Origin of the sequence: Pantoea sp. OXWO6B1 (genome assembly GCF_001641135.1) — a bacterium.
Lineage (GTDB): Bacteria > Pseudomonadota > Gammaproteobacteria > Enterobacterales > Enterobacteriaceae > Pantoea > Pantoea allii.
Map to the genome: position 1 here is coordinate 328,536 of NZ_LWLR01000001.1, position 16,983 is coordinate 345,518.

The 16,983-nt window shown below is 55.3% G+C and carries 17 protein-coding genes; 5 read left to right on the forward strand and 12 right to left on the reverse strand.

The window, feature by feature from the left end; all coding sequences use genetic code 11:
- Positions 1 to 2 precede the first annotated feature (2 nt).
- The 6 genes from ugpB to A6A26_RS03920 form a co-directional block, all read right to left on the reverse strand.
- Positions 3 to 1,319 carry a sn-glycerol-3-phosphate ABC transporter substrate-binding protein UgpB gene (gene ugpB, locus A6A26_RS03895; protein WP_063877550.1) on the reverse strand — a complete coding sequence of 439 codons (1,317 nt, stop codon included), beginning with the start codon at positions 1,317 to 1,319 and terminating at the stop codon, positions 3 to 5.
- Positions 1,320 to 1,612: 293 nt separating this feature from the next.
- Positions 1,613 to 2,320 (reverse strand): high-affinity branched-chain amino acid ABC transporter ATP-binding protein LivF, encoded by a 708-nt coding sequence (gene livF, locus A6A26_RS03900; protein WP_063877551.1) that lies wholly within the window; start codon positions 2,318 to 2,320, stop codon positions 1,613 to 1,615.
- Between the two features lies 1 nt (position 2,321).
- Positions 2,322 to 3,089, reverse strand: coding sequence for a high-affinity branched-chain amino acid ABC transporter ATP-binding protein LivG (gene livG / locus A6A26_RS03905; RefSeq protein ID WP_063877552.1), 768 nt, complete (start codon positions 3,087 to 3,089; stop codon positions 2,322 to 2,324).
- Complete coding sequence (locus tag A6A26_RS03910) at positions 3,086 to 4,354, reverse strand: high-affinity branched-chain amino acid ABC transporter permease LivM (RefSeq protein ID WP_063877553.1); 1,269 nt, start codon at positions 4,352 to 4,354, stop codon at positions 3,086 to 3,088. The genes livG and A6A26_RS03910 overlap by 4 nt, the downstream gene beginning before the upstream one ends.
- On the reverse strand, positions 4,351 to 5,277 hold the full coding sequence (gene livH / locus A6A26_RS03915) for a high-affinity branched-chain amino acid ABC transporter permease LivH (protein WP_063877554.1): 927 nt from the start codon (positions 5,275 to 5,277) through the stop codon (positions 4,351 to 4,353). The genes A6A26_RS03910 and livH overlap by 4 nt, the downstream gene beginning before the upstream one ends.
- 137 nt (positions 5,278 to 5,414) lie before the next feature.
- Complete coding sequence (locus A6A26_RS03920; RefSeq protein ID WP_063877555.1) at positions 5,415 to 6,539, reverse strand: branched-chain amino acid ABC transporter substrate-binding protein; 1,125 nt, start codon at positions 6,537 to 6,539, stop codon at positions 5,415 to 5,417.
- 403 nt (positions 6,540 to 6,942) lie between these two features.
- Between A6A26_RS03920 and panM the strand changes: the two genes are divergently transcribed.
- Positions 6,943 to 7,329 (forward strand): aspartate 1-decarboxylase autocleavage activator PanM, encoded by a 387-nt coding sequence (panM, locus tag A6A26_RS03925; RefSeq protein ID WP_063881050.1) that lies wholly within the window; start codon positions 6,943 to 6,945, stop codon positions 7,327 to 7,329.
- A gap of 43 nt (positions 7,330 to 7,372) precedes the next feature.
- Here the strand turns inward: panM and rpoH are convergent, their stop codons facing one another.
- The 4 genes from rpoH to ftsY form a co-directional block, all read right to left on the reverse strand.
- A complete protein-coding gene (gene rpoH / locus A6A26_RS03930) occupies positions 7,373 to 8,230 on the reverse strand; it encodes an RNA polymerase sigma factor RpoH (protein WP_013027559.1) in 858 nt (285 codons plus the stop codon).
- Between the two features lie 230 nt (positions 8,231 to 8,460).
- Complete coding sequence (gene ftsX / locus A6A26_RS03935) at positions 8,461 to 9,444, reverse strand: permease-like cell division protein FtsX (RefSeq protein WP_063877556.1); 984 nt, start codon at positions 9,442 to 9,444, stop codon at positions 8,461 to 8,463.
- Complete coding sequence (ftsE, locus tag A6A26_RS03940) at positions 9,434 to 10,102, reverse strand: cell division ATP-binding protein FtsE (protein ID WP_063877557.1); 669 nt, start codon at positions 10,100 to 10,102, stop codon at positions 9,434 to 9,436. Before ftsE ends, ftsX begins: the two co-directional genes overlap by 11 nt.
- Positions 10,103 to 10,107: 5 nt before the next feature.
- A complete protein-coding gene (gene ftsY / locus A6A26_RS03945; protein WP_063877558.1) occupies positions 10,108 to 11,880 on the reverse strand; it encodes a signal recognition particle-docking protein FtsY in 1,773 nt (590 codons plus the stop codon).
- Positions 11,881 to 12,114: 234 nt separating this feature from the next.
- On the opposite strand from ftsY, the gene rsmD reads away from it, so the two are divergent.
- The gene (gene rsmD / locus A6A26_RS03950) at positions 12,115 to 12,714 is read left to right on the forward strand and encodes a 16S rRNA (guanine(966)-N(2))-methyltransferase (RefSeq protein ID WP_063881051.1); all 600 of its coding nucleotides are present in this window, start codon (positions 12,115 to 12,117) and stop codon (positions 12,712 to 12,714) included.
- Entirely contained in the window at positions 12,704 to 12,973 is a 270-nt protein-coding gene (locus A6A26_RS03955; RefSeq protein ID WP_013027564.1) for a DUF1145 family protein, read from the forward strand. The genes rsmD and A6A26_RS03955 overlap by 11 nt, the downstream gene beginning before the upstream one ends.
- Before the next feature lie 38 nt (positions 12,974 to 13,011).
- Here A6A26_RS03955 and A6A26_RS03960 read toward each other — a convergent pair whose 3' ends face one another.
- Positions 13,012 to 13,368 (reverse strand): DUF2500 domain-containing protein, encoded by a 357-nt coding sequence (locus A6A26_RS03960; RefSeq protein WP_063877559.1) that lies wholly within the window; start codon positions 13,366 to 13,368, stop codon positions 13,012 to 13,014.
- Between the two features lie 151 nt (positions 13,369 to 13,519).
- On the opposite strand from A6A26_RS03960, the gene A6A26_RS03965 reads away from it, so the two are divergent.
- A complete protein-coding gene (locus tag A6A26_RS03965) occupies positions 13,520 to 14,149 on the forward strand; it encodes a lysoplasmalogenase (protein WP_063877560.1) in 630 nt (209 codons plus the stop codon).
- Between the two features lie 88 nt (positions 14,150 to 14,237).
- Positions 14,238 to 16,523: a zinc/cadmium/mercury/lead-transporting ATPase gene (locus tag A6A26_RS03970; RefSeq protein WP_063877561.1), complete on the forward strand. Its 2,286-nt coding sequence runs from the start codon at positions 14,238 to 14,240 to the stop codon at positions 16,521 to 16,523.
- A gap of 26 nt (positions 16,524 to 16,549) precedes the next feature.
- Here the strand turns inward: A6A26_RS03970 and tusA are convergent, their stop codons facing one another.
- A complete protein-coding gene (gene tusA, locus A6A26_RS03975; protein WP_063877562.1) occupies positions 16,550 to 16,801 on the reverse strand; it encodes a sulfurtransferase TusA in 252 nt (83 codons plus the stop codon).
- Positions 16,802 to 16,983 lie beyond the last annotated feature (182 nt).

Sequence of the window (16,983 nt, forward strand, 5' to 3'; positions counted from 1 at the left end):
GATTACTTATTCTGTTGCTCGAAACGACGCAGCAGTTCGTTACCACGCTTCACTGCACTATCCAGCGCGGCCTGCGGCGACTGCTTGCCGGTCCAGACGCCTTCCAGCTCTTCATCCAGAATGGTACGGATCTGCGGCATATTCCCCAGACGCATGCCTTTGGTATAAGGCAATGGCGGCTTGTTCATCATCTGGCGAATCGCAATATCGGCACCTGGGTTTTTCTCGTAGAAGCCTTCTTTCTTCGTCAGCTCATAAGCGGCAGTGGTAATCGGCAGGTAGCCGGTTTTCTGATGCCATTCCGCCGCAATTTTTGGCTCGGTGAGGAATTTCATAAATTCCGCTGCGCCTTTGTAGGTATTGGCATCTTTGCCCTTCATGACCCACAAGCTGGCGCCGCCGATAATGGCGTTCTGCGGTGCATTCGGGATATCCGCATCGTAAGGCATCATGCCGACGCCGTAGTTAAATTTGGCGTAATGGCGAATATCCGCCAGCGAGCCCGATGAGGCCGTGGTCATGCCGCAGTCACCGTTATAGAACTTGGCGGTCGATTCGTCTTTACGACCAAAATAGGTGAAGTCCCCTTTCTTGTTCATATCTTCCAGTAGCTGGATATGACGAACCTGAGCCGGTTTGTTGAACTCCAGTACCGCATCGGTGCCGTCGAAACCGTTATTTTTGGTGGCAACCGGCAGGCCGTTCCAGGCGCTGAAGTTTTCAATCTGAATCCAGCCCTGCCAGCCGCTGGCATAACCGCAACTCATGCCGGATTTACGCAGTGCAGCCGCATCCTTAGCCAGTTCCTGCCAGGTTTTGGGGGCCTGGTCCGGATTCAAACCTGCTTTTTTAAACGCATCTTTGTTGTAGTACAGCACCGGCGTGGAGCTGTTGAAGGGCTGAGAGATCAGCTGACCTTGTGCGTTGCTGTAGTAGCCAGCGACCGCAGGGACAAACTGCTTCTCATCCATTGGGATGCCAGCATCTTTGAACACCTGGTACACCGGCACGATGGCTTTGGAGGCCATCATCGTGGCGGTACCCACTTCATAAACCTGTAACAGAGCCGGGGCTTTTCCTGTGCGGACCGCAGCGATACCTGCCGCCAGACTTTGTTCGTAGTTCCCTTTGTACACCGGGACGATTTTGTAATCCGGGTGTTCCTGGTTAAAACGTTGCGCCAGTGAGTCAACCTCTTTGCCTAACTCGCCTTCCATTGAGTGCCAGAAAGGGATCTCAGTAGCGGCCATTGCATTACCACTGATCGCCAGACCGAGCAGTGCGCTCATCAGGCTACGACGAAAAGTAACAACGGACATAGAATTTTCCTGTTCAGGTAGGTACGCGCGTTATCACGCATTTTTTGCTCGCGAAGTAACATGACACGCTGAAATGACGGAAAAATAACAGTCAGATGACGGAAAAATGACAGCGGAATGTCAGAAGATGACAGGGATAAGCGGGATTAATGCATGAGGACGATACGACGAGGGCAGGAAAGGTGAGCCAGATAACTGAAGTGTGACAGCGCCCCACCCTCGAAACCCAAAAAAGCGATAACGAGAGTGAGCGCTGCCCGACATGCGCCTGGCCTGAGAGCCAGGCCTGCCACCTATGCGCCCAGATATGCGCTGCGCACGGCCTCATTGGAAAGTAACGCCTCGCCGCTGTCCTCCAGCACCACGTGACCGTTTTCCAGCACGTAACCCCGATCGGCCAGCTTCAGAGCCTGGTTAGCATTCTGCTCTACCAGGAAAATCGTCATGCCTTCGCTGCGTAACTGCTCAATCGTATCGAATATTTGCTGAATAATAATCGGCGCCAGGCCCAGGGAAGGCTCATCCAGTAACAACAGGCGCGGTTGACTCATCAGTGCCCGGCCAATCGCCAGCATCTGCTGTTCGCCACCCGACATGGTGCCTGCCCGCTGAATTTTACGCTCAGCCAGACGCGGAAACAGCGTATACACCCGTTCGATGCGTTGCAGATACTGCTGGCGGCTGGCAAAAAAACCGCCCATTGCCAGATTCTCTTCCACGGTCATGCGTGAAAACACGCGGCGTCCTTCGGGCACGATGGCAATGGCTTCGCGCATAATCCGCGCCGTTTGCCAGTCGGTGATGGCTTTACCGTCAAAGGTGATGGTGCCGCTGGTCGCACGCGGTTCACCGCATAGCGTACCCAGCAGCGTGGTTTTGCCCGCCCCGTTTGCACCAATCAGGGTCACAATTTCACCCTGGTCAATATGCAGGCTAACGCCGTGCAGGGCCTGGATTTTTCCGTAATGCGCACTGACGTTATCAATGGTTAACATGGCCATATTACGCCTCTCCTAAATAGGCACGGATCACATCCGGGTTATTACGAATCTCTTCCGGTGTGCCGTTAGCCAGCGGCGTTCCCTGATTCACCACATAGATACGATCGGAAATCCCCATGACCAGCTTCATATCGTGTTCAATCAACAACACGGAAACCTTATGCTCACCACGTAGCTCGGCAATCAACTCATCCAGCTCGTGCGTCTCTCGCGGGTTAAGCCCGGCAGCCGGCTCATCCAGCATTAAAATCTCCGGGCGCGTCACCATGCAGCGGGCAATCTCCAGTCGGCGCTGCTGACCATAGGCCAGATTACCGGCCTGACGATTGGCCATGTCCAGCAAGCCGACGCGCTCAAGCCAGGTGGCAGCACGATCCAGCGCGTCGCCTTCACTGCGGCGAAAAGCAGGCGTTTTAATCAGACCTGAAAAGACGCCGCTTTTCAGATGCTGATGCTGCGCGACCAGCAGATTTTCAATCACCGTCATTTCGCGGAACAGACGTACGTGCTGGAACGTACGCACAATCCCCATGCGGGCGATCTTCTGCCCGGATAAACCGGCCAGATTCTTGTCACGCAGCGTAATGCTGCCGCCAGTGGGCTTGTAGAAGCCGGTCAGACAGTTGAAGACGGTGGTTTTACCCGCGCCGTTTGGCCCGATAAGCGACACGATTTCCTGGGGCCGCAGTTCCAGCTTTACGTTGTTCACGGCTAACAGACCGCCGAAGCGCATCATCAGGCCTTCAACGGCTAACAAAGGCTGACTCATGCCTGCTCTCCTTGTTTACCCTGCCTGAGTTTCAGGTGCGGACGCTTCATGGGCAGTAAGCCCTGTGGACGCCAGATCATCATCAGCACCATCAATCCACCCAATACCAGCATGCTGTACTCATTGAGATCGCGCATCAGTTCACGTGAAACCACCAGCAAAATGGCGGCCAGAATAACGGCGAACTGCGATCCCATCCCGCCCAGCACGACGATGGCTAAAACAAAAGCAGATTCGACGAAGGTAAAAGATTCCGGGCTGACAAATCCCTGACGGGCAGCAAACAGCGTACCGGCAAACCCCGCAAAGGCAGCACTGATGGTAAAGGCCGTGAGTTTAATACGGGTCGGGCTTAAGCCCAGCGAGCGACAGGCAATCTCATCTTCACGCAATGCTTCCCAGGCCCGGCCGAGCGGCATACGCAGCAGGCGGTTAATCACAAACAGCGTCAGCACCACCAACAGTAATGCCACCAGATACAGGAAAATCACCCTGTCACTGGGATCGTATTTCATGCCAAAGACGTCGTGAAACGTGCCCCATCCACCTTCACTGACGCGGCGGCCAAACTCCAGGCCGAAGAACGTGGGTTTGGGAATCTGGGCAATACCGTTCGGCCCACCGGTAATCGCGGTGTTATTCAGCAGCAGGATACGGACGATTTCGCCGAAGCCGAGCGTCACAATCGCCAGATAATCACCACGCAACCGCAACACCGGGAACCCCAGCAGCAGACCAAACGCGGCAGCCACTAAACCAGCCAGCGGCAGGCTCTGCCAGAAACCGAAACCATAGTAATGATTGAGCAGGGCAAAGGTATAAGCGCCTATCGCGTAGAACCCGCCGTAACCCAGAACCAGCAGCCCTGACAGCCCAACCACCACGTTCAACCCCAGGCCCAGCATGATGTAGATGAGCGTCAGCGTCGCGATATCAACGCTGCCGCGCGAGACCAGGAACGGCCAGATAACGGCGGCGGCGATCATCAATGCCATGACGAGCTTTTGCTTTGGCGTGGAACCATCAAAACCGGGCAGCACCAGGCCGCCGCTGCGTTTCAGCTTGCCCTGAAACAGCGGGCGCAGCAGCTGGAACAGGAACACCACCGCACAACCGATAAATATCCAGTTCCAGCGCACGCTACCGGCATTCACCACCTGCAGCTTCGTACCATTCAGATCGAGGCGCATTCCCATAAAGAACGCGGCCAGAACCAGCAGCATGACCGTAGAGATCAGTGCATTGACCAGACCAAGGCGTTTCATACTTTCTCTACCTCCGGACGGCCCAGAATACCGGTCGGCATCACCAGCAGCACCACAATCAGTAAGGCAAACGACACCACATCTTTATATTCGGTTGAGAGATAAGCCGAGGTCAGGGCTTCAGCAATGCCCAGCACCAGACCGCCGATCATCGCGCCGGGAATACTACCAATGCCGCCCAGTACCGCTGCGGTAAAGGCTTTCATGCCTGCCATAAAGCCGATAAACGGGTTGATCGAGCCATAAAACTGGCCTAACAGCACACCGGCCACTGCCGCCATCGCCGCACCAATCACGAAGGTGAGCGATATCACGCGGTCCGTGTTAATCCCCAGCAGACTGGCCATTTTCAGGTCTTCAGCACAGGCCCGGCAGGCGCGGCCCATGCGGGAATAGCGAATAAACAAGGTCAGCGCCAGCATGGTCAGGAACGTCACCACCCAGATCACCACCTGCATGGTCGACAGCGTGGCCGCAAAACCATTGCTTTCTCCCAGCGTCCACTGGCCGGTAATGAGACTCGGCAGCGCAAGATCGCGTGAGCCCTGGGTCAGGCTGACATAGTTTTGCAGGAAGATAGACATCCCGATGGCGGAGATCAGGGCAATGAGGCGCTTGGAGGAGCGGACCGGCCGGTAAGCCACCCGCTCAATGCTCCAGCCATAGGCGCTGGAAATAATCACCGCCATCACAAAACCGGCGGCAATCATCAGCCATGTGGTATCAATGCCCATCATCATCAGGGCGGCAATCACGATAAAAGAGACATAGCTGCCGATCATATAGACCTCGCCGTGGGCGAAGTTGATCATGCCAATAATGCCGTAAACCATGGTGTAGCCAATGGCGATCAGCGCGTAGGTGCTCCCGAGGGTTACCCCGTTGAACATCTGCTGAATGAAATAGAGAAACTGCTCGGACATAGTGAGGACCTACTCAGGAACCAGAAAACCCCTCTCCTGCCAGCAGAAGAGGGTTAGCAAGGCGAAGGCGGCCCGACAGCATGCGCATGGCCTTCGCCTGCTTCCCCGATCACCGGTCACGGGGAAGAGTCATTGCCTTATTTAACAGCGGTAGACGAACCGTCTTTGTGCCATTTGAAGACACCAAATTCAAAGCCCTTCAGATCGCCTTTCTGATCCCAGCTCAGGTCGCCCATGACCGTTGGAACAGGTGCGCCGGTTTTCAGGTTCTTCGCAATCGCATCGGGTTCATCGCTCTTGCTGCGCTCAATGCCGGTGACCAGAGACTGGATAGCCGCATAGGTGGTCCAGACGAAAGGTCCGGTAGGATCTTTACGGTTAGACGCGGTGTTGGCTTTAATGGCTTCAACAATCGCCTTGTTCTGTGGCAGCTGGTCGTAACGTTTTGGTAATGTGACGTACAGCCCTTCAGACGCATCGCCCGCGATGTTAGACAGCGAGGCATTGCCCACGCCTTCTGGTCCCATAAAGCCGGCCTTCAGGCCTGCGGCTTTAGCCTGGCGCAGAATCTGGCCCAGCTCCGGGTAGTAACCGCCGTAATAAACGAAATCCACGTTTTCTTTCTTCAGACGGGCAACCAGGGTAGAGAAATCTTTATCGCCTGCGGTGATCCCTTCAAACATCACCACGTTGCCACCTTTGGCTTTCAGGGTTTTCTGGACGGATTCCGCCAGGCCCTGTCCGTACTGCTGTTTGTCATGCACAACAGCGATACGTTTTGGTTTAATCACGTCCAGGATGTAGTTCGCTGCGGTTGGGCCCTGATCAGAATCCAGACCGGTGGTGCGCATCACGTCTGCATAACCCCGTGCGGTCAGTTCAGGTGCCGTGGCGGCCGGGGTAATCATCAGCACGCCTTCATCATTGTAGATGTCTGAAGCAGGCTGCGTTGAGGAAGAACACAGGTGTCCGATGACATATTTAATGCCGTCGTTAATCACCTTGTTGGCCACTGCAACCGCTTGTTTTGGGTCACAGGCATCGTCATATTCCACACCGACCAGTTTGTCGCCGTTTACGCCACCTTTGGCATTAATATCTTTAATCGCCTGTGCAGCGCCGGTAAATTCCATATCACCATACTGCGCGACCGGGCCAGTAGCGGCACCTACGATAGCTATTTTAATATCTTTCGCCATTGCCGCATGGCTCATCGCCAATGCAACGCATCCTGCCAGTAACGCGCGACCTGTCATTTTCATGCGAACTACCCCATCAGTTATGTCGTGTTTGTTGTGAGTGGTGTTATTTTCTGCCAGATAAAGTGGAAAACTGATTTAACAATAATGAGTTAGCACGCTTTTCTGGCTTTTATTAGTAATAAGGCTTTATATTTCAGACTATTAAACAGGAAGTATATTCTGTAAAGCAACTGACATATTCATGATTCGCACTGTTAAGCAGCATAATCATCTGGAGGCAATGCACAGCTTTTGCTTACCAGGCCAGCGCGTTATGCTGTCTTTAAAATCGGAATACCTGTTTATCACTATTATCCTGGCACTCGGTCGCGGTTTTGACCTGTTTTATTGCTTAAAATGTGTCGGGGTTCCGGTTACGGGAATTGACTACATTATCGGCTTTTTACACATACAGGTGTTTGTTATGAAGCTCACCATTATGCGTCTGACCTCGCTGACGCAGCAGGACCGGACAGACCTGGGGAAGATCTGGCCTGAAAGGGATATCGCGCAGTTGGAGGCGTCGTTAAATGAAAGCCATCGTCTTTACGCCGCGCGCTTCAACGATCGTTTGCTGGCGGCATTGCAGTTAGAAATTTCAGGGATTCATGGCAAGGTGCATCATCTGACGGTAAGAGAGGCCACCAAACGGCGTGGTGTCGGTCAGTATCTCCTGGAAGAAACGATGCAGCAGAATCCATCGCTGAACGACTGGTGGATTGCCGATGACGGCAGTGACGATCAACGCATCCGGGCGGCGTTTATGCAGGCGTGTGGTTTTCGTGCGCAGGTTGACGGCTGGGTGAAATAACGCGCAGGCAGTAAAAAGGGCGACCTGAGGTCGCCCTGTCTCGTCAGGCTTCGATCGCCATTCGGAGTTTTTTCATCGCGTTCTTTTCAAGCTGTCGGACGCGCTCTGCGGAAACGCCGTAACGATCGGCCAGTTCCTGCAGGGTCGTTTTGTTGTCCTCATCCAGCCAGCGGGCACGGATAATATGCTGGCTGCGCTCGTCCAGGCCTTCCATTGCGTATGTCAGCTTATCGGCCGCATGGGATTCCCAGTTATCCTCTTCAATGCCGTCGGCAAAATCAGAGGTTTTATCCTGGAGATACAGCACCGGGGCCATGGATTTGCCTTCGCCGCTTTCATCGTCAGCGGACATATCAAAGGTCATATCCTGAGCCGCCATGCGCGATTCCATTTCTCGCACATCTTTGCTGCTTACGCCCAGCTCACGCGCGACCATTTCCACTTCATCCTGATTAAACCAGCCCAGACGCTGCTTGGTTTTACGCAGGTTAAAGAACAGCTTACGCTGTGCCTTGGTGGTCGCCACTTTCACGATACGCCAGTTACGCAGCACGTATTCGTGAATTTCCGCTTTGATCCAGTGAACGGCAAAGGACACCAGACGGACGCCAACTTCAGGATTAAAGCGACGAACGGCTTTCATCAAGCCGATGTTACCTTCCTGAATCAGGTCAGCCTGAGGCAGGCCGTAGCCTGAGTAGTTACGAGCGATATGAACAACAAAGCGTAGGTGAGACAGGATCAGCGTCTTTGCCGCATCCAGATCGCCCTGGTAATGCAGCCGTTCAGCCAACGCCTTTTCCTCTTCTGCCGACAACATCGGCCAGGTATTGGCAGCCCGAACATAAGATTCCAGGTTGCCCAGAGGAGCAATAGCTAAAGTTTGCATTTCTTTGGTCATTCAAACCCTCACAAAATCAGTGGAATTGCCGCATCTTTCCTTAAGCGCACGTCACATTATGTCAACGTCGCAGGAAAACCAAAAGCAATCTGTGCTACTTGGAAAACAAAGTTATCCACAAGTTCAATTATAGCAGTGTATATTTTACACACAGATGACAGCGGGGCAACATCCTCTGCACCCATTGTCGGCAGCAGAGGATGATTATAACAAAAAAATGTTGCAGCAGTTTACTGGGGCGTAAATCGGCGTAAATGTTGTACCGTCGCCAGCCAGGCCGCAATCCATCCGATGATGGCCGCAATCAGCAGCAGCAGTAGCGCCTCATCCCAGGAAAACCCTTCCAGAGAGAATGTCGTGCCAAACACCGACGCAACATGCGCCACGACGGACTGCAGACGCAGGACCAACACTTCAGACAGAATCAGCGATAATACCGCCCCGGTGAAACCTAATAACGCCCCGCCATACAGGAACGGACGCAGGATAAACCCATCGGTGGCCCCGATCAGCTTCTGTACGTTGATCGTATCGCGCCGGGCAAAAATGCTCAGCCTGACGCTGTTGCCAATCACCAGGAACACCGCCACGATCATTAAGATACCGATCATGGAGGCAATTTGTCCCACCAGCCCGGTCAGGGCCGCAAGACGGGCGAACCAACTGTCATCCATGCGCACTTCGTCTACGCCCTGCACTTTTGCCACCCTGTCGCGCAGGGTTTGCAGGGTGTCGGAATTCTGGAAGTTGAGCTTAGGCGTAATAATGACAACGGCCGGCAGAGGATTCTGCTCCAGCATATCCATCGCGCCACCAAAGCCTGACCAGTTACGGAATTCGTTCAGGGCCTCTTCACGCGTCAGATAGTTGACGTGCTCCACGCCATCGACCTGCTTTAGCTGGGCCGTCACATTTTCCGCCGCGGTGTCGTCCAGGGTTTTAGAGAGATAAACCGTAAGCTGCGGAGCCGGATACCATTGCGTGGCGGCCTGGCTGACGTTTTTCCACACCATATAACACACGCTGGGCAGCGTCAGAGAAATGGCGATAACCATCACCGTCAGCAACGTCGCCAGTGGCTGACGCCACATGTCAGACAACGTACCGCGCAGCGCATAGCGCCACTGCTCCTGCATGCCGCCGCGTAACGCTTTGCTTTTCGACGGTTGCTTCGCCTTCGGCGCTGTCGCGCGTTTATTGCGTTTATTGACCATCGTGGCCTCCGTGCAGGCGTCCTTTGTTCAGCGTCATCACCCGATAATTTCGGCGGCCGATAAGCGCCACATCATGTGTCGCCATCAAGACCGTCACCCCAACGCGGTTAAACTCTTCAAACAGCCGCAGAATGTCTTCAGACAGGGCCTCATCAAGGTTACCCGTCGGTTCATCCGCCAGCAGTACCGCAGGTTTATTCACGACGGCACGCGCAATGCCGACGCGCTGCTGTTCACCACCAGAAAGTTGAATAGGATAACTTTTCGCTTTGTCGAGCAGGCCCACTTTGTCTAAGGCCGCAGAAACACGACGCCGGATATCCTCACCGCTGGCCCCGGATATGATCAACGGAATCGCCACGTTGTCGTACACGGAACGATCCATCAGCAGGTGGTGATCCTGAAAGATCATCCCAATCTGACGGCGCAGAAACGGCACCTCGCTGTTACGCAGACGTGAAATATCATGCCCGCTAAACCAGATTTGTCCGGCGCTGGGACGTTCAATGCCACAAATCAGCTTCAGCAAGGTACTTTTCCCTGCGCCAGAATGGCCGGTCAGAAACGCCATTTCACCAGGACGCAGATGAAAATCTACTCCCTGCAGCGCCTGACGTCCGCCGAGATATGCCTTACTGACCTCTTCAAAGCGAATCATCCTAATTAGTCCTCTCGGGCAAACAGTGCCTCAATAAAATCCTCGGCCTTGAAGGGCCGTAAATCTTCGATGCCTTCTCCAACACCGATATAACGGATAGGTATGCCAAACTGATCCGCCACCGAGAAAATCACGCCACCTTTGGCCGTGCCATCCAGTTTCGTCAGGGTAATGCCGGTCAGACCGACGGCTTCATTGAACAGTTTGGCCTGGCTGATGGCATTCTGCCCGGTGCTGGCATCAATTGTCAGCATGACTTCATGCGGCGCCTGCTCATCCAGCTTTTTCATCACGCGTGTGATTTTCTTCAGCTCTTCCATCAGGTGCGATTTGTTTTGCAAACGCCCCGCGGTGTCGGCGATTAAGACGTCAACGCCACGGGATTTGGCAGCCTGAATGGCGTCGAAAATCACCGAGGCAGAATCCGCGCCGGTGTGCTGCGCCACCACAGGAATGTTGTTGCGCTGGCCCCATACCTGAAGCTGTTCAACGGCTGCCGCACGGAAGGTATCGCCCGCCGCCAGCATGACCGACTTCCCTTCAGCCTGATACTGACGAGCCAGCTTACCGATGGTGGTGGTTTTACCCACACCGTTTACACCGACCATCAAAATGACGAACGGAGTTTTACCTTCAAGGTTGAGCGGTGCTTCGACTTTCGCCAGAATCCCGGCCATCTCGCTTTTCAGCAGGCCATAAAGCGCCTCTGCATCGCGAAGCTGTTTACGATCGGCCTGCTGCGTCAGGCTGGTAATAATGCGGCGCGTCGTTTCAACCCCCACATCCGCAATCAGCAGTTGCTCTTCCAGCTCTTCGAAAAGCTCATCATCGATCTTCTTGCCACGAAACAGGCCGATAAAACCCGAGCCCAGGTTCTGGCGGGTTTTCACCAGGCTACGTTTCAGGCGGGCAAAGAAGCCTTCTTTCGTCGGACGATCCTGCTCCTGCGTCACTAGCGGCGCGGCGGCAAGGGGAAGATCGCTGACGGTATCGGTAGGTTCTGCCTGACCCGCATGGTGAGGCGCTTCCTCAACGGCATCCGCGCCCGCTAAAGCCAGCGCGGTCAGTTCATCGTCGCTCAGCGGTGCGTCGTCTGCCACAGGGGCAGGTTCTGACGCCACAGTTTCAGGTTCGTGAGGCGCAACCTCCACGATATCCGCATCGGCCAGCGCCAGCGCGGTCAGTTCGTCATCGCTCAGCGGTGCGTCGTCTGCAACAGGGGCAGGTTCTGACGCCACAGTTTCAGGCTCGTGAGGCGTAACCTCCACGATATCCGCATCGGCCAGCGCCAGCGCGGTCAGTTCGTCATCGCTCAGCGGTGCGTCGTCTGCCACAGGGGCAGGTTCTGACGCCACAGTTTCAGGCTCGTGAGGCGCGACCTCAACGATATCCGCATCGGCCAGCGCCAGCGCGGCCAGTTCATCGTCGCTCAGCGGTGCATCATCTTCTGCGGGAACGGGCGCAAGCTCAGTGGTTTTCGCCGGTGCAATCCCGCCCTCCTGCTGAGTCAACGCACGTTCAGCGTCTGACGCAGGGGGCGTGGGCTCTACTGTGGCGCCGGGAGCGAGGGGGCGTTGCGGTTCAACGACGTGTTCAGGGGTTGCAACGGTCTCTTCCGCATGGGTTTTCGCCTGACTTATTGCCGGGGCTTCCTGTTCTGGCTGCTGGACTTCCGATTGTGCAGTCTGTGATGTCTGCTCTTCCGTTGAGGGTTGTTTCTCTTCTTCTTTGCCAAATCCCAGCCAGGAAAAAAAGCCTCGTTTTTTCTCTTTTGCCATTGTGTAACCACACTCCTCGATGGCTTCATCCCGGTAGCACAATGTACCCAGGGTTAAAAACAGTAATGGGTGATAAACGCCAGATGAGCGTCAAACCGCAGAATTATGCATAACAGCAGCAACGCTGTAGTCTAACACTTTCCAGCCAGCTCACCACAGCACCCTTTTTTAACGTTTCTTCTCATCGTTTCGCCCGTTAAACTACGCAACAAATTATGAAGATTTGTGAGCAAAATGATAAAACCTCTCCGTAAGACTGGTGGTGCAGGCCAAATCCGCATCATTGGCGGACAGTGGCGCGGCCGCAAATTGCCGGTGCCGGACAGCGCCGGGCTCCGGCCGACTACCGACAGAGTGCGCGAAACCCTGTTTAACTGGCTGGCGCCCTCTATTCAACAGGCCGACTGCCTGGACTGCTTTGCCGGTAGCGGCGCGCTGGGGCTGGAAGCCTTGTCGCGTTTTGCCGCATCGGCAACCTTACTGGAGCTGGAACGCCCGGTGGCGCAGCAGCTGTCAAAAAATTTACAGACGCTACAGGCTGCTAACGGCAAGGTTGTGCAGACAAACACCCTCACCTGGCTGGCTCAGGACGGTAAACCCTTTCATATCGTGTTTATCGATCCCCCCTTTCGCCAGGGCCTGCTGGAACAAACGCTGCAACTGCTGGAGAATAACGGCTGGCTGACTGCTGATGCACTCATCTACGTTGAAAGTGAAGTCGAGCGCGGCGCACCGCCGGTTCCGGCGCACTGGAATCTTTACCGCGAAAAAATTGCCGGCCAGGTGGCCTATCGCTTATATCAGCGCCAACAGGAGACACACGATGTTACTTAATTTAGGACGCCTGCTGATGCTGTGCGTGTGGGGTTTTTTACTGTTTAACCTGATTCATCCTTATCCAAAGCCATTGACCTGGTTTATCAATGTGGCCCTGATATTTATGATTCTGATGCATGGTTTGCAGTTGGTTTTGCTGCGCACCACACAAGGCAAAGATGCACCGCCGATCGATCGTGTCACCCAGATAAAGGTCTTTTTGTTTGGCGTTTTCGAACTGGTTGCGTGGCAGAAAAAAAATTTCCCACGCAAGTAATATCAGTAACATCGTCACGGCGGGCACCAGACCCGCCGTTAACGCTGGGTGGGCGTAAAACGAATAAAACGCGTGCCCTGCAGGGTAAGCTCCCCTTCCGTGCCCTTGTCCATCAAATGGTAGTCGCCCTCGCTCACCCGCATTTTGATATCGCTTTCGCCGTTCAGCGGATGAAACCAGGCTTCATAGCGCATTTCGTCTCCGGCGATGACTTCACGCTCACGCGACCGGCGGCTGGAAACCGAAAACTCACGTTTGGTTTTCACTTCGACCGCCAGCGTACGTACCGGCGAAGCATCGTTAACGGCGGCCTCACGCCGCTGCCTGATGAACTGGCGGGTCGCTAAAACCGCAATAACAGCCAGTACAATAATAAAAAGGAGCGGTGGTTTCATACTATCCCAGCTTTATCAGGTTACAGAGGGTGCAGGTGACGTGCTAAAGCATACAACCAGACTTCACCGATTGTCACATCGTGCTGGCGTAACCTAGACTGATAGGAGTTTTTCAGGAACTGTCACCATTTTTGGTAAAAAGGGAGAAGCAATGCTCTGGTCCTTTCTCGCTGTACTTTTCTCCGGCTGGCTGTATGTGGATGCCTCTTACCGGGGGCCGCAATGGCAACGCTGGTTATTCAAACCGGTCACCTTACTGCTGTTAGTCGGGCTGGCCTGGCAAGCGCCGACGCGTAGCACCTCTGACTATCTGATTGTGGCCGGACTGGTCGCCACCCTGATCGGCGACACGTTGACGCTGCTGCCACGGCAGCAAACGCTCTATGCGCTGGGGGCGTTTTTCCTGTCGCATCTGCTCTATACGCTGTGCTTTGCCGCCAACATGACCATGAGTTTCTACTGGCCTATTCCGCTGACCTTTTTGATTATCGGGGTTGCCGTGATTGGTGTGCTGTGGAGTAAGCTGGAAACGCTACGCTGGCCGGTCTGTACGCTTATCGGTATGACGCTGGTCATGAACTGGATGGCAACAGAGCAGTATTTTTTCCGCCCGAGCGATTACAGCTTCTCGATTCTTGTCGGTTCTGCTCTGCTTCTGCTGGCCAATATTGTGTGGTTTATCAGCCATTACCGCCGCCGCTTTAGCGCGGACAGCGCCATCGTCGCCGCCTGCTATTTTGCCGGTCACTTTATGATTGTCCGTTCCCTGTGGATCGCCTAAGAAACCGTCACAATAAATCTGGAGATGGATGAAACCGTCGGGTGTAAGATAAGCCGTGGGCATGTTGCCCACGACTTCCGGAGGTTATATGCATCAACATCATGCTTGTGGCTGCGGTAAGCCCTGCGGCACACACCGTGCCGCGAAACCGCTTTGTGCGATTCGCCCTGTCCGTTCCGGCACTCTCTCTATTATTGCTGCGACGCCCGAAACCGCTGACGGTAACGGTGGTGGTAGTGACTGCCCGTGTGCTGGCTCATCCGGCAGCGAAGCCGATGACGAAGGTGACCGACGACGATCCTCTGATGCCTTTCAGTTCAGTTGGCTGGTCAGCGGTATGGACTGCCCCAGTTGCGCCCGCTCCATCGAAACCGCCGTTCGCCAACTGCCTGACGTTACTCAGGCCCGCGTGCTGTTCACCAGCGAAAAACTGGTCGTTGACGCCCGTGCGCCGGTTCAGTCTGCAATAGAAGACGCCGTCAGAAAAGCCGGCTTCCAGCTCTCCTCAACATTGGTTTCCGCCCCGGTGCCATCCCCATGGCAAACCTGTTTCCCCCTGATACTGCTTGCCGGGTTGATGCTAGCCAGTACGGCGCTCAGCCAGGTCAGTGCTGTGTGGGGCGATCGATTATTTATTCTGACCACGCTGGTTGGTCTGATTCCGGTAGCGCGTAAGGCATGGCAACGCCTGCGAACGGGTTCCGCCTTTACTATTGAAACCCTGATGACCCTGGCATCGGCAGGGGCGCTGTTGATTGGCGCTCATGCGGAAGCGGCCATGGTCCTGCTGCTGTTTCAACTGGGTGAACGACTGGAAGCCTATGCGGCAACCCGCGCACGCAGTGGTGTGAGCCAGCTGATGGCGCTGCGCCCCGAATCAGCCGTGCGCCTGCAAAATGGCATTCGCACTGAGGTTCCACTGGCGGCGCTGCAGCCCGGCGACCGGATTGAGATTGCCGCCGGTGGTCGTCTGCCGGTAGATGGATGTTTAGTCGCTGAAAGCGCCAGTTTCGATGAAAGCGCCTTAACCGGGGAGTCGTTGCCGGTTCTGCGCTCGCGGGGCGAAAAGGTGCTGGCAGGCGCCACCAGCGTGGATCGCCTGGTGGAACTGGACGTGGTGTCAAAACCCGGCGAGAGTGCCATTGACCGCATCTTGCAACTGATTGAGGAAGCGGAAACCCATCGCGCGCCGGTGGAACGTTTTATTGACCATTTCAGTCGACTTTACACGCCAGCGATTATGCTGTTGGCCCTGCTGGTCATGGTGTTACCGCCCCTGTTCGGCGCGGGCCCCTGGCTGCCATGGATCTATAAAGGCCTGACGTTACTCCTGATTGGTTGTCCCTGTGCGTTGGTGATCTCAACGCCCGCCGCTATTACCTCCGGCCTGGCGGCGGCGGCACGTCGTGGCGCACTCATCAAAGGTGGCGCGGCACTGGAGCGCCTGAGTACGGTGCAGACGATTGCGTTCGACAAAACCGGTACGCTGACAGAAGGTAAACCGCAGCTAACCCAAATTTTGCCGTTCGGCGATCTCACTGAAGAACAAATACTGCTGCTGGGCGCAGCCGTGGAGCAGGGTTCAACGCATCCGCTGGCGACGGCCATCGTGGCCGCCGCACAGGCCCGAGGCTTGACTATCCCGTCAGCCACTCACCAACAGGCGATGGCCGGAAGCGGTATCAGGGCCGAGATTGAAGGCCAGCGCGTTGAACTGCTGGCACCGGCGCACGTCAGCCTTCTGGACCCGCAGCAACAACGCCTGATTAGTGAGCAGGAAGCGCAAGGCGACACGCTCGTTATCCTGCTGCGTGAGGGCAAAGCGCTGGGTGCGCTGGCATTGCGCGATCGCCTGCGCAGTGAAACCCCTGCCGCTTTGCAGGCGTTAAAAGCGCTTGGCATCAACAGTATTATGCTGACAGGGGATAACCCACGCGCGGCAGCCGTGGTAGCGCAGCAACTGGATATCGCATGGCACGCGGGCTTGTTACCTGCCGACAAAGTTGAGAAGGTTCGCCAGCTCAGTCAGCAGCAGGTCGTCGCGATGGTGGGTGACGGCATCAATGATGCGCCCGCCATGAAGGCGGCAACGCTGGGCATTGCGATGGGCAACGGCACCGATGTCGCGCTGGAAGCGGCCGATGCGGCTTTAACGCGCAATCAGCTTAGCCACCTGGCCCCGATGATCAGGCTGGCACGTCGTACCCGGGGCATTATTCGCCAGAATATTGGTATTGCACTGGGGCTTAAGGCACTGTTTCTGGTCACGACGCTGCTCGGTCTGACCGGATTGTGGCTGGCGGTACTGGCTGATTCAGGTGCCACCGCGCTGGTCACGGCGAACGCGTTGCGGCTGTTGCGCTCGCGGGATTAACACTCTGACGGCGGCAAACGCCGCCGTTATTCACCCATCCCTTTCTTGATCAAAAACTGATAGGGCAGCGTTTCCGTTTGCGCGGCCAGCAGGCGATGTTCCATAAAACGGCAAAAACCGGGAATATCCCGCGTGGTTGCCGGATCGTCAGCGACGATCAGCAGCGTTTCCCCCTCCTGCATGCCGCGTACGGTTTTGCGCACCATCATGACCGGTTCGGGACAGCGCAGGCCTTTGGCATCCAGTTGATGGTCGGCGGAAGAAAATACATCACTCATGACGATCTCAATTCAGGTTGGCGGGCGCCTATTCTAGCGCGTCGACCCTCTGACGCAAGGCGGTAACGATTGCGTTAAAATTAGCCATTGCATTAATAGCACAACAGGGTAAGATGCGGCCGTTTTTTGTTCATGAAACCGCCGGGCGCTGAATCCTCTACGCACGGCAATGGGTTCCCTCA